12 protein-coding genes are annotated in these 12,910 nt (G+C 44.2%); 7 read left to right on the top strand and 5 right to left on the bottom strand.

Features of this window, described 5'->3' with window-relative positions; genetic code table 11:
* Nucleotides 1–1,236: sensor domain-containing diguanylate cyclase (locus J7M13_08230; protein ID MCD6363962.1), on the top strand; the 1,236-nt coding region annotated here is incomplete at its 5' end.
* On the opposite strand, the gene J7M13_08225 is transcribed toward J7M13_08230, so the two are convergent.
* Entirely contained in the window at nt 1,159–2,976 is a 1,818-nt protein-coding gene (locus tag J7M13_08225; GenBank protein ID MCD6363961.1) for a DUF2207 domain-containing protein, read from the bottom strand. The genes J7M13_08230 and J7M13_08225 overlap by 78 nt on opposite strands.
* The gene (locus J7M13_08220; GenBank protein MCD6363960.1) at nt 2,936–3,481 is read right to left on the bottom strand and encodes a LemA family protein; all 546 of its coding nucleotides are present in this window, start codon (nt 3,479–3,481) and stop codon (nt 2,936–2,938) included. The genes J7M13_08225 and J7M13_08220 overlap by 41 nt, the downstream gene beginning before the upstream one ends.
* Before the next feature lie 129 nt (nt 3,482–3,610).
* Here J7M13_08220 and J7M13_08215 point away from each other — a divergent pair, with 129 nt between their 5' ends.
* On the top strand, nt 3,611–4,228 hold the full coding sequence (locus J7M13_08215; protein MCD6363959.1) for a hypothetical protein: 618 nt from the start codon (nt 3,611–3,613) through the stop codon (nt 4,226–4,228).
* Complete coding sequence (locus J7M13_08210; protein MCD6363958.1) at nt 4,221–5,444, top strand: M20 family metallo-hydrolase; 1,224 nt, start codon at nt 4,221–4,223, stop codon at nt 5,442–5,444. The genes J7M13_08215 and J7M13_08210 overlap by 8 nt, the downstream gene beginning before the upstream one ends.
* Here the strand turns inward: J7M13_08210 and J7M13_08205 are convergent.
* Nucleotides 5,441–5,902 (bottom strand): bifunctional nuclease family protein, encoded by a 462-nt coding sequence (locus tag J7M13_08205; protein MCD6363957.1) that lies wholly within the window; start codon nt 5,900–5,902, stop codon nt 5,441–5,443. The genes J7M13_08210 and J7M13_08205 overlap by 4 nt on opposite strands.
* A 111-nt stretch (nt 5,903–6,013) precedes the next feature.
* Here J7M13_08205 and J7M13_08200 point away from each other — a divergent pair, with 111 nt between their 5' ends.
* Genes J7M13_08200 through J7M13_08185 form a run of 4 tightly spaced genes read left to right on the top strand, consistent with a single transcriptional unit; the run spans nt 6,014 to nt 10,450 of the window.
* The gene (locus J7M13_08200) at nt 6,014–7,663 is read left to right on the top strand and encodes a hypothetical protein (GenBank protein ID MCD6363956.1); all 1,650 of its coding nucleotides are present in this window, start codon (nt 6,014–6,016) and stop codon (nt 7,661–7,663) included.
* Entirely contained in the window at nt 7,660–8,409 is a 750-nt protein-coding gene (locus J7M13_08195; protein MCD6363955.1) for an ABC transporter permease, read from the top strand. The genes J7M13_08200 and J7M13_08195 overlap by 4 nt, the downstream gene beginning before the upstream one ends.
* A complete protein-coding gene (locus J7M13_08190; protein MCD6363954.1) occupies nt 8,406–9,158 on the top strand; it encodes an ABC transporter ATP-binding protein in 753 nt (250 codons plus the stop codon). Before J7M13_08195 ends, J7M13_08190 begins: the two co-directional genes overlap by 4 nt.
* On the top strand, nt 9,140–10,450 hold the full coding sequence (locus J7M13_08185; GenBank protein MCD6363953.1) for an MCE family protein: 1,311 nt from the start codon (nt 9,140–9,142) through the stop codon (nt 10,448–10,450). The genes J7M13_08190 and J7M13_08185 overlap by 19 nt, the downstream gene beginning before the upstream one ends.
* 4 nt (nt 10,451–10,454) lie before the next feature.
* Here the strand turns inward: J7M13_08185 and J7M13_08180 are convergent, their stop codons facing one another.
* Nucleotides 10,455–11,789, bottom strand: coding sequence for an aminopeptidase (locus J7M13_08180; GenBank protein ID MCD6363952.1), 1,335 nt, complete (start codon nt 11,787–11,789; stop codon nt 10,455–10,457).
* The coding region (locus J7M13_08175; GenBank protein ID MCD6363951.1) for a methyl-accepting chemotaxis protein at nt 11,786–12,910 on the bottom strand (1,125 nt) is incomplete at its 5' end. The genes J7M13_08175 and J7M13_08180, both read right to left, overlap by 4 nt.

Here is a 12,910-nt window from a genome sequence, read left to right as displayed (position 1 = left end):
GGGAGACTTGGAGAGAGCGAAAGCGGTCCGGTTACCCAAGAGTTCGAGTATAAGGGTAGAACCTTTGAGGTGACCTGTATGCTTATAAGGAATGAGGATGGTGAGATCGAGGGAACCGTCTCTGTGATTAGGGATATAACCGATAATAAAAAATTCGAGGCGAGGCTCTGGCAGCTGGCGAGGAGATTGGAGAGAAAGATATGGGAGGAACACATGCTCTTTGAGCTCAGCAGGTTGGTTGCCATGAGGAAGAGCAAAAGCAACTTTATAAGAGAAGTGCTTGATCTTATATATGCTTACTTTCCCGTGCTTCTCGTTTTCATTGCCTCGATGGATGAGAAGTGGCGGGTTCTTAGAATAGAGGGAGTTATAGGAGCTAAAAAGGAGGTTAAAGATCTTCTTCTTTCAGAGAGGGGCTTGTCTCGCGTTATAGACTCGGGTGAGGTGTTCTATCTTCCCGATACGCGCGGTATGAGGAGCTTAAGTAGAATGTTTGGTGTAGATGCCTTAAGTGAGCTTATACTTCCGCTCAAAGTAAGAGGTGGAATAGAGGGAGTTCTTTTCTTGGGGAGCGAAAAGGTCAATGCCTTTTCTGAGGAAGATAGGGCAGCTTTAAAGGCGGCGGCTGATATAACCGCCATAGGCGTAGAGAATATATCGCTTTATGAGAGGCTTGAGGAACTCGCTATCACCGATGATCTCACTGGACTTTATAATAGGAGGTTTTTCTATCAAAGGCTTTCTGAGGAGATAGCGAGGGCTCAGCGGCAAGGAACTAAACTCGTTTTGATGATATTGGATCTTGATAATTTTAAGCTTTATAATGATGCCTTTGGGCATCTTGCGGGAGACCGTCTACTCAGGCTCTTTGGTCAGCTCCTTTCGAGAAATATCAGGAAGGGAATGGATTATGCGTTTAGATATGGTGGAGATGAGTTTATCGTGCTCTTAACCTCCGTTTCCGTAGAGCAGGCGGTCAGGGTTGCTCAAAGGGTGCTTAAGGAGTTTGAGATGTATGAGTTTGAGGTGGTAGGGTTAAGCGTGGGTATAGCTGAATATAAACCGGGTATGACGGAAGAGGGGTTAATACTTGCCGCAGATGCGGCTCTTTATGAAGCCAAGAGAAGCGGAAAAGGTAAAATAGTAGTTTATGAGGAATCAGCCAGCTTCTCCTCCCCCTCCTCCGAAGCCTCCTCCGATGCCTCCAATTCCTCCGTCTCCCCCGATAAATCCTGAGAATATGTCTTCACCCCCGCCCTCAGGCTTATATGCATAGGCCTCTCTTAATGGATGGTAAAAGCTACCGATCCAGAAGGGATAGAAGCCCCACATCGGATAGAAGGAGCTCTCGGTTGCTACCGTTTTTGGAACCAATACTTTCATAGCTTTCCATGTCTTTTCAGCAACACCGAGAGCGGTTGCATATACCAGATACTTGTCCCATATGGCTATTGATGATGGTGGATGAAGCTTTAGTAGGCTGAAATCACTCAAAAATCTTTTGAATGCTTTCCATTTCATGTAGTAGCTTCTTCCGAAGCTTGTCCATCTTCCTCCCACCTGTTCAGGAAGAAGTAGAGATATCAATCCGCTTAAGGATAAGCCCCCTAAGCAAACGATCATAAGGTTCCAAGCAGTGGGGTGAAACATTCTGTTGACTCCGAAAAGGATCATGACTATAGATATTATGCCTGCCATGAGAGCGATGATTCCATAAGCTTTCATTAACCTGCTTCCCGTGTCGGTAAAGAATCGCTCAGGCTTAAGTTCCCAGCTTACGATTCCCTTCCATTCATCGAAAAATTCTCTGAAACTTGCGCTTCCCTTCCAGATTTTGGTCAGTTCCTTCCAGCTTCTTTCTCCTTTATTTAAGTATTCTCTCAGGAACTTTAAGATCTCTTCTTCTGGTCTGTTAAGCTTGCCTTTTGATGAGACATCATTAAGTTTTATAATGATGTCGTTTTTGCCCCGTGTTTCCATTTTGATGAAACCCTTTCTTATGAGCTCAAGCACGCTTGCGACGAATCCCTCGAGCGTTGGAACGCCTATTTTGCCCATCATTATCGCATTCACGAAGGAGGGAGGTTCAGGGTACGGAGGTTCATGCTCATAGGGTGCGTGATAAGATACCTTAGGTTCTCTCCCCCATTTAAAGTATATAAAGAGAGGAATGAGAAAAGCTGAGACGAGAATGAGGATCGAGAAGTATCTTATAAGGAGCTCTCTTATCTTGTATGTTCTTTCTATATCTTTTATCTTTGCTAAAGCGGGGTACCCAAATTTCTTTGCGAACTTGGCATTCTTGTCAAAGAGCGTCTTGGGTACTATAAATCTCGCTTCTATAAACTGGTGAGGAGGGATATTCTCAAACCTCAGTATAATTTTCCCCTCGCTCATTTTTACGCTTTTAAGGAAATCCTTGGGATGAACCCAATATGTAATCTCAAGCTCTTTCGCTGGAAAGGACACCTGAGCTATCAGCGTTTTAACCGGCTTTGGCCAACCTTCTCCCCAAAATTTCGGGAAAAATTCCGCAATATCCTTAAAAAGTTTCACTGCTCCGCTTAGTTCATATGAAGTTATTAGAGTTACATCTTTGTTTAAAACACCACTGTAAATGTTATTTGGATCATCGCTTATATATGCTATGATTCGCACACCTCTTCCCTGAAAAATCTCTCTCTGGATTTTTGCTGCTGCTCCTTTGACGCTAACCTGGACGTTTTCCACATGAAGCCCTCGCAGGGGTATTATTCTTTTCAGATAGTGGAATTTCCCAGAGAGGCTGTAAGTAATCTCCTCTCTCACCTTTATCTTTCCATTGTGAGATATATCGAAAGCTATGAGGGCGTCTTTTATATAATAGCTTTTAGCGTGAGCAATTGGAGAGAATAGGAAGAAGGGAAGAATAGCTACAAGTGCTGTCAGTAATATCTTAGAACGATACCTTTGGAGCACCTCTTTCTGCCTCTTCAATCTCGAAGAACTCCTTTCTTTGGAGGTTAAATAACCTTGCGAATAAAACACCGGGAAAGGTTTCTATAGCGTTATTGTACATTAAAACCGTATCGTTGTAAAATTGCCTTGCATATGCGATTTTGTTTTCCGTTTCCTCGAGCTGTTTTTGAAGTTCCTGGAAATTTGCGTTGGCTTTAAGCTCCGGATAAGCTTCTGCTACGGCAAAAAGCGTTTTTAAAGCGCTTGTTAGCTCGCCTTCCGCCTGTGCATATTCCTTTGGAGTTTTTGCGCTTAGTATGGCGCTTCTTGCCTTGGTGACGTTTTCAAACACTTCCTTTTCGTGAGAAGCGTATCCCTTCACGGTTTCAACGAGGTTTGGTATTAAATCCGCTCTTCTTTTAAGTTGAACTTCTATCTGTGCCCATGCGTTGTCAACTCTGTTTTTAAGAACGATCAATCTGTTATATAGTATGATAAATACTCCTGCTATAATAAGGAGAGCTATGAGAACTATCCATCCCATCCTTAACCTACCTCCCTTAGTTAGAGGAGCTATCAAAAAGTGTATCATAGATATAAGATTTTGGCAAATATGGGGCTTGTCTTTTTTACAGGTAGGTGGTATTCTTTGTTGGGTGGAGGTGAAGCAGGGGTGAAAAGAAGGGTTCTTTTGATAGCACCTGCTGGTCTCAACTTGGAGGGCGTGGATGAGGAATGCTCTGCTATAAGCATAGAGATAAAGTCTATTTCTGAGGTTCCGTCCGTTGTGGAAGATGCCTATAGTCTCGCTCAGGTTGGTGCGAGGATCTTGAATGCGGTTAAAGCTCTATCTAAGCTCTATGATGCCATCGTTGTGAGCTGCTTCGAGATTGATCCGCCGAGGAAGCTCGGTGTTCCGGTTATAGGGCTTGGAGATGCATCGATAATAAGCGGATCGCTTCATGGAAGAAAGTTTACTATTCTTGCTCCTAATCAGTATTTAACGGAGCTTCTTCACAGGAGGGTTCTTGAAAAGGGGCTCGCTCCCTCTTTAGCTTCGGTGAGAGTGGTAAAGCCTGTAGGCTGTGATCTTTTTTCCGCTCTCCTTATCGAATCCAGGAAGGCAATAGAGGAGGATGGAGCTCGGGCCATAGTTCTTGGGTATCCTGCGTGGAGAAAGTTCTCTGAGGCGCTTGGTGAGAAGCTGGGCGTTCCCATAATAGAACCGCTTTCTACTGCTATTCGTTTATTAGAAACGATTTTAAGGGGGAAGGGAAGAGAATATGCGTGAGAGGATAAGATCTTATCTAATGGAAAAGCGCGATAATATGGTTAAAACCTTGGGCGATCTCGTTTCCGTTCCCGCTCTTGCTCCCGAGTCAGGCGGAGATGGTGAGATGAAAAAGGCGAAGATGCTTGTGCGAAAGGCTAAGGAGCTTCGTCTACCTTTGCCTCGATGGTATGATTGTCCCGACTGGAGGGTTAGTGATGGTGCGCGTCCCAATCTTGTTATAACTTTGGAAGGGGAGGATAAATCGAGAACCTTCTGGATTGTAACGCATCTTGATGTCGTTGCTCCTGGAGACCTTAGGTTGTGGGAAACCGAGCCCTTTAAGCCGGTTGTTAAAGGGGATAAAGTCTATGGAAGGGGAACCGAGGACTGTGGACAGGATATAGTTGCGTCCCTTTATGCTTTTTCCTTTCTCGTTAAGGAGGGCATAAAACCATCAATAAACGTTTCGTTAGCTTTCGTTTCGGATGAGGAAACTGGAAGTAGCTATGGAATGCTTCACCTCATAAAGAAAGGCGTTTTTAAGAAGAACGATATAGTTTTGGTGCCAGATGCGGGAGAGCCAGATGGATTATTTATAGAGGTTGCTGAGAAGAGCATGCTATGGTTGAAGTTTACCGTAAGTGGCTTGCAAACGCATGCGAGCGTTCCCCACGAAGGGCTTAATGCTAATCTCGTTGCTTCCAAGATGATAATCTCGCTTTATGAGGAACTTTATGCTAAGTTTCCCCAAAAGAGCGATCTCTTCGTTCCACCTCACTCTACCTTTGAGCCTACTATGAGAGAGAAGAATGTGGATAATATAAACACGATTCCGGCGAAGGACATCTTCTATTTTGATTGCAGGATAGTGCCTGAGATAAACATCGATGAGGTTTTCAGCTTCATAAAGGGAAAAGCTTTCGAGATAGCTCAGGAGTTTAACGCGGGAGTCGAGATAGAGATTGTTAATAAGAGCGAGGCTCCCGCCTTCTCAGGAGAAGGAAATCACGGCGTTGAATTATTGAGAAAGTGCCTTAAGGAGGCTATTGGGGGAGAACCCCGCATAGGGGGAATAAGCTGGACCACTCTCGCTACTTTCCTGCGAAAAGAGGGAATAGATACCGTTGTATGGAGCACACGGGAAAACAGGGCAACACAACCCAACGAGTACTGCAGGATAGATAACATGCTCAGGGATGCCGAGGTTTTTACTCTTATGATGCTGAACCTTTAATTTATGATTCTTTTTTCTTCGCCTTCTTCCTTTGAAAGTAGGCTTTTTACGTTTTCTTTGGGGACGCCCGCTTCCGCTAAAACTTCCTCTCTCACATAGATAGGGCTCTTAGTACGCAGGGCTATGGCTATGGCGTCGCTTGGACGCGAATCCATTACTATCTTTTCTCCGCTTTCCTTGATGAGATAGAGATTTGCGTAAAATACATTGTTTTCGAGTTTCGTTACTACTATTTTCTCCAACGTTATCTTTAATGATTCAAGCATGTTTCTTATAAGATCGTGTGTGAGGGGGCGGAAGAAAAAGTTTCCATTTAGAGCATCCCAAATGGATCTTGCCTCCATAGGGCCTATGCCTATTAAGAGAGCTCTCTCTCCTTCTATTTCCTCGAGCAGTACGAAGAATCCTCCCTCTGTTGCGTCCATAAGCACTCCAGATATATGCATTATCTTCTCCACTTCTATCACCTCCTTTCCCTATATGAAAGATTATATCACACTTGTTTTTTATAAGCTCTATGGATATACTTTTTCTTGAGACTTTTAAAAGAAATAAGGAGGTGCTTATTCGTGTTTTTAAAGCGTGTGAGTGTAGTAGCTTTTATCTTCCTTCTCGTTGGAATTTCTACTCCGGTTCTCTCTGCTGAGATCATGCCTCTTAAGGATATTAAGCCGGGCATGGTTGGATATGTTAAAACGGTCTTTAAGGGAACGAGGATAGAGAGCTTTCCTGTGAGGGTTATAAGCGTGATAAAGTCCTCGAAAGGGGATCGTCATTTCATTCTCGTTAGGGCGTATGGTCCTCTGATAGAGAGAATCGGGGGCATAGCTGCGGGTATGAGTGGAAGCCCGCTTTACATAAGGGGAAAGATAGCAGGTGCTATAGGTTATGGCTGGAGGATGAGCGATCATCATCTGGGACTCGTTACCCCTATAGAAGAAATGCTCAGGGTTTGGAAATGGAGGCACAGAATTTTGCCTCCTAAATATAAGGTTGTTCTTAAAGAGGTGAAGGAGAAGAAAAAGAAGACAGTTATGTTTGCTTCGGGGTTAAGCCCCAGAGGTTTATCCGTTTTAAGAACCGATTTTAGCGAATACGGAGTGAGAGTTATGAGCTTTCCCTCGCCTGGTGGCATAAAGCTTGCTAAAAGAGTAAAACTTGAGCCCGGATCAGCCATAGGGGCTTTACTTTCGTGCGGGGATATAAGCATAGGTGCTATAGGGACCTTAAGTTATATAGATGGTGACAGGTTTCTTGCTTTTGCTCATCCGTTCTTGCTTCGCGGTAGCGTTAACTATTTTTTAACGACTGCTTATATACATGAATGTATATCGAGTATAGATTTTCCCTTTAAGCTTGGTAGTCCTGGTGAGATAATAGGTATGGTGAGCCAAGACAGGGTTGAGGCGATAGGTGGGTTTATAAAGCACTATCCCTTAAGCATTCCAATTAGCTTTGTCGTGAGAAGTTTAGATGATGGTAGGGAAAGGAGGTCTTTCGTTAGGGTCGTATATGATGATGGCATACTTGAAAAGCTTCTTAAGGTAGTTTTCTTAAGTACCTTTGATCTTGGTTGGGGGAAGGTAGGAGAGGGTACGGTTAAGCTTCACTATATGATCAGGGGTAAAAACATGCCCTATCCGCTTGATAGAACGAACTATTTCTATAGTGAGAAGGATGCTTCCAAGGAAGCGTTCGATGCCTTCAAAGAGGCCCTTTTCACCGTTTTGGATAACGAGTTTGAAGATGTCTTTCCGATTGGCATCACAGTGGAAGCTGATTTTACATCCTTCCCGAGGATTCTCTGGATAAAAGGATTAAAGCCGGTGAGTAAAGAGATAGAGAGGGGTAAGGAACTTTCCGTTACGCTTACTCTTTTACCGCATAGGGGAAGTCCTGTAGAGAAGAGAGTCAAGGTCAGGGTGCCTAAGACGTTCCCCGGAGGTAGAGCTCTTCTTATAGCCCGGGGTGGAGGTATATGTCCGGGAGGTAAGGGCAATAAAGGGCAGGAAGAGCCCAAGACCTATAAGAGCCTTAAGGAGCTACTTGATGACTTTAAGAAGACGGAGACCAACAATCAGGTTATTGTTGAGGTGGTTCCGATGGAAGAGGGACCGAGCAAATCTAAGAAAGGTAAGAAGGAGAGAGAAGCAAAGATTGTTTTCAATACCGACTTTTATGTGGAAGGGTATATAGAGAAGGAGGTTAGCGTTAAATAACCGCGGTCTTTAAGCATATTGCAAGGGCTACTTTTCTCCTTCTAAGGGTATTTAAATGGATTTTGAGAGGATATTGGGAAGCTGACTCCTTAAAGGAGCAGATGTCTCGCGTTGGTGTGGACTCTCTTCCTCTTATAACCGTGACCTTTGCCTTTACAGGTATGGTAATGGCAATTCAGCTTGTAGACCAGTTTATTCGTTTTGGAGCGGAAAGCTTAATTGGAGGAGTGATGGGATTATCCGTAACCAGAGAGATTGCTCCGGTCATGACTGCTCTCATAGTTGCGGGGAGAGTTGGAGCATCTTTTGCTGCAGAAATAGGCACGATGAAGGTTACTGAGCAGATAGATGCTCTGGAGGTCATGGCTGTAGATCCAATTAGATATCTTGTGGTTCCGAGGTTCTTAGCTTGCGTTATAATGCTTCCCGTCTTGACTATTTTCAGCGATTTCGTCGGTATAGTGGGAGGTTTTCTCATCGTCATGAGCAGGGATATAAATGCTTTGGTTTATAAATCCTCGATCAGCGAGCTTATGGAACCCATGGATGTAATCGGTGGGCTGATAAAAGCGAGCGTCTTTGGAGGGATAATAGCTTTGGTGAGCTGTTATGCCGGTATGATTGCTTCTGGAGGTGCCAGAGGTGTGGGGAAGATAACGACTGCTGCAGTCGTTATATCCAATATGCTTGTGCTTATCTTTAACTATTTTCTATCGGTTCTGGTATTCTCGCTTAAGATGATATGATAATCGTTGACTCTCTCTGGAAAAGCCTTGGAGGGAAGGATGTTCTAAAAGGTATATCTTTCAGGGTAGAAGAAGGAGAGGCGTTCGTCATTATAGGTCCATCTGGGTGTGGTAAATCTGTCCTTCTTAAAAACATGGTTGGTCTGATGAGGCCGGATCGTGGAAGGGTAGTGATAAATGGCGTGGAAATGGCATCAGCCTCTCATGAGGAAATCATGAAAGTGAGGAAATTAATGGGCATGGTCTTTCAAGGGGGAGCGCTTTTTGATTCCTTGACGGTTTTTGAAAACGTTGCCTTCCCCTTAAAAAAGCTACTTGGGCTTCCTGAAAGAGATATAAAGCTTCTCGTGGATAGAGCGCTGAGCTGGGTAGGACTTGAGGGCGTTGAGAATCTTTACCCGGAGGAGCTTTCTGGAGGGATGAGAAAGAGAGTTGCCTTTGCGAGAGCGGTGGTTTCCTCCCCCCGGCTTCTCTTTCTTGATGAGCCCACGACTGGTCTGGATCCCGTTACATCTGCTACTATAGATGAGTTAATTATCAGTTTAAAACGGAAGCTTTCTGCTACGCTTGTTATGGTAACGCACGATATGAAAAGCGCCTTCAGGGTAGCGGATAGAATCGCTATGCTTTACGAAGGAAAGATAGTTTTCCAAGGGAACGTTAGCGAGGCTAAGGAGGGGTCTAATCCATATCTTAGGCAGTTTCTCAAGGGAAGTCTGGAGGGACCAATATGCGTGAAGTTAGCTTAGGGCTTGTTATAGTTCTTTCGCTTCTTGCTTTGGGAACGATGATATTCCTTACAGGTGGGCTCCCATGGGAAAAGAAGGGTTATACTTTAACTGCTCAGTTTGACTATGTTGGCGGGTTGAAGGAGGGAGATGCGGTTAGAGTTGCGGGAGTCAAGGTTGGGAAGGTACTCTCTATATCACTTAAGGGAAATAAGGTAAATGTTGTTCTCCTTCTCTCCCCGGAGGTTAAGTTAAGGAAGGGAAGCGTGTTTACGATAGGCACATCTGGAATAGTAGGCGAGAAATACGTCGATATAATCCCGGGAAGAGAAGGGGAAATTCTCGCGCCCGGTTCAAAGGTTGAGGGAGTGTCTCCTCAAAGGATAGAGGAGCTCATAAAAGAGATAAGATTGTCTGCTAAGAGATTTAGTAGGGTGATGGATGATCTTGAGAAGCTTATAGGGAATAGAGAGTTCAGAACTTCTATAAAAGAGAGCGCTGTAAGGTTAAAAGAAGTTTTATTGGAGGCACGTGAAAGTCTGGCGAAGTTTAAGAAGATAGAAAGCGAGCTTAGCCAAAAGGCATCACGCTTGATGGATGAGCTTAGAATGACTATATCGGAAAACAGGAAGGGCATAAAATCGGTAGTTCAGAATCTGCGTTCTGTTACTCTAAGGCTTAAAGAGTTTGCTCAAAGGTTTGCGACGCCTCAGAACGCTGAAAGGATTGAGGAGACACTGGCTTCTATAAAGAAAGCGGCTGATGAGATATCTTCTCTCGCCAAGGGATTTTCTGAGGGGAAACTCCCCGGTAACTTAAATAAGATGATGAGCGATGTTAAAAGCACGATAGAGGAAACTAAAAGGATAGTTTCTAAGGTTAAGAGCATGAAGGCTCAGGGAGGAGCGAGGTTCAGATATGGGGAATCCTCCTCAAGCAGGGGGGAGGAGGAGGGTTTTACAGATATATGGTTTAGAATAGGTTTCCCCAACGAGAGAGATAGCGTTTACATAGGACTTGATGATATGGGAGGGGAAAATGGGTTTAGCTTTCTTTTAGAGAAAAAGATAAAAGAGGGGCTTCTTCAGAGGTTTGGAGTTATAAGGGGGAAGCCTGGCTATGGGATTTTCCGCCAAGCTTCCCCAAGATTTTCATGGGAGTTTGATATAAGAGATGTTAAAAACCCAGAGCTTGATCTTTCCTTATGGTATCGCATAATCTACGGTGGGAATAGAGACGTTTACCTGTTTGGAAGACTTGACTATCAAGGTGGAGAGCTTAAGCCTTCGTTTGGTATAGAATACCGCTTTTAATCTCTTAGCTTTCGAAGAAAGCTTTGTATCCCTTAATTGCTGAAAATAGATCAGCTTTGCTTGAGATCTCGAATGGAGAGTGCATGCTAAGGAGGGCTGGCCCGCAGTCTATGACTTCGATCCCAAGACGTGCTAAGAACTTGGCTACGGTTCCCCCTCCTCCTTCATCTACTTTACCGAGCTCAGCTGCCTGCCATGGTACATTATTCTCGTTGAATATTCTTCTAATCCAAGCGGTGAATTCGGCATCGGCTTCGCTTCCTCCTGCCTTTCCTCTCACGCCTGTGAAGCGGGATATAACCACGCCATAGCCAAGGCGAGCTGCATTCTTGACATCGTGTACATCTTCGAATATTGGATTTATAGCGGCATCCACATCTGCAGAAATTGCCTTGCTATTCCATAGCGTTTTTTCTACAGCGGAGTTTGAAGAGTTCTTTTCCCAATCCTCGAGAAGCTCTATTACCCATTTTCTAAGAATGTTTGATTCTAAACCGCTTATTCCTACACTGCCGATTTCTTCCTTATCCGCAAGAATTAGCAATACAGGATGCTCTGGTTCCTCTAATTTGAGAATCGCTTCTATTCCAGCAAAGGCACATATTCTATCGTCTTGACCGTATCCTCCTATCATGCTTTTATCCAATCCGATATCTCTTGCTTTAAGAGCGGGTACCGCTTCTATATCTGAGCTCACGAAATCCTCCTCGTCTATGTTGTATTTCTCCCTGAGTACTCTAAGAATCTCGGCTTTCACTCTTTCCTTTTCCTTTTCACCTTCGTTTTCTATGGGCATGTTTCCAACGATTATGTCAAGATCCTCCCCCTTTATAAACTCCGATGCTTTCTTCTCCATTTGTTTTGAAGCCAGATGAGGAAGCAGATCTGGTATTGTGAAAACGGGCTCGTCATTTTCTTCTCCTACCTTCCATTCTATAATTTCCCCGCTTTCTTTGACTATCTTGCCATGAAGCGCTAATGGTGTATTCACCCATTGATATTTCTTTATACCTCCGTAGTAATGAGTTTCAAAAAGAGCTATTCCATGCTTTTCATAGAGAGGACGAACTTTAAGGTCGATGCGCGGAGCGTCTATGTGAGCTGCAACGATCCTTAAACCATCTTTAAGAGATCTCTTTCCCTTGATTGCTATTCCTATAATCTTTTCCTTAAGCTTAAATACCTTATCAGCTTTTCCTTTCAGCCTTTTCTCCGCGTATCTGACGGCTTCCCACTCCGTTTTAGCTTCGTTTAGGAAATTCTTATATCTTTCCGCTATCCTGAAACATTCCTCTCTCTCAGAGGTAGTTAGCTTTTCCCACGCGCTTTTTAGCTTCATTTTTCAACCTCCTTTATTCTTGTTTCTTTCGTTTCGCCTTCTTTTATTTTGAAGCGGGAAACCGCTTCCATGAGCTTTTCTGATGTCTTCTTAAGCTCCTCGGCTGCAGAAGCCACTTCCTGCGTGGATGCGGTAATTTCCTCAGCATTAGCTGAAACCTCCTCTATGGCTTGAGCGTTTCTCTCAGCGCTTGAGCTTACATCATTTATGATCTTCACTACCGCTTCGGATGAGGCTACTTCCTCTGAGGTTATCTCTTGTAGCTTTTCGACGAACTTTTTGGTTTCCTCAACAGATGTCATTATGGCTTCTACTGCCGATGTGGTTTCTCCTGCTATCTGAGCTCCCTTTTCCACCGCTTCACTGCTCTTTATCATGCTCTTAACTGCAAGGTCGGTTTCCTTCTTAACCTCGTCTATCATCTGTGCTATCTGCATTGCAGCCTCGGCAGATGCTTCTGCGAGCTTTCTGACCTCATCTGCAACTACTGCGAAACCACGCCCTGCCTCGCCGGCTCGCGCGGCTTCTATCGCCGCGTTTAAGGCTAAAAGATTCGTTTGATCTGCGATATTCGTTATAACATCTACGATTTGAGTTATCTCACCCGATCTCTCCCCCAGTCTCTTTACTATCTCTGCCGCTGAGAGAACTTCATCCTTTATTCTCGTCATATTATCTATGACATGCTGAGAGGTTTCTTTTATTTTAAGGGAAGCTTCCTCGGCTTTTAGGGAGGCTTCCGCCGTTATCTGTGCGTTTTTATGAGCAAGCTGGATTATTGAGGATAGCTCAACTAAGGTTTTAGCGGCTTCCGTTAAGCTCTCAGTCTGCTTCTTCGTATTTTCAGATATCTCAACCAGCCTCTCAGATGTTGTTGAAATCGCTCTTGCGGTTTCCTCCGACACCCTGGAAAGGAGGTTCGAGGACTCATCAAGCTCCAAGCTTTCCTTTCTTAACGTGTTTATAACGCTTCTCAGTGATGAGATCATTGAATCGAAGCTCAAGCATAGCTCACCGATCTCGTCCCCCGTGAGCCTCGGAATGGAAAATGAGAGGTCTCCCCCGGCTGCTCTTTTAGCTAAGTCCATCAATCTTCTTATGGGATTAACTATTCTGTTTCC

The sequence above is a fragment of the Synergistota bacterium genome, assembly GCA_021159885.1.
GTDB lineage: Bacteria > Synergistota > GBS-1 > GBS-1 > GBS-1 > AUK310.
The sequence above is the reverse complement of the archived record's forward strand: the minus strand, read 5'-3'. Positions and strand labels throughout refer to the sequence as shown.

Bases quoted from the DNA above. Each gene is read 5' to 3' on its own strand.
- J7M13_08180 (MCD6363952.1), bottom strand. From the start codon at position 11,789: ATGAAGCTAAAAAGCGCGTGGGAAAAGCTAACTACCTCTGAGAGAGAG.
- J7M13_08210 (MCD6363958.1), top strand. From the start codon at position 4,221: ATGCGTGAGAGGATAAGATCTTATCTAATGGAAAAGCGCGATAATATG.
- J7M13_08190 (MCD6363954.1), top strand. From the start codon at position 8,406: ATGATAATCGTTGACTCTCTCTGGAAAAGCCTTGGAGGGAAGGATGTT.
- J7M13_08185 (MCD6363953.1), top strand. From the start codon at position 9,140: ATGCGTGAAGTTAGCTTAGGGCTTGTTATAGTTCTTTCGCTTCTTGCT.
- J7M13_08220 (MCD6363960.1), bottom strand. From the start codon at position 3,481: ATGGGATGGATAGTTCTCATAGCTCTCCTTATTATAGCAGGAGTATTT.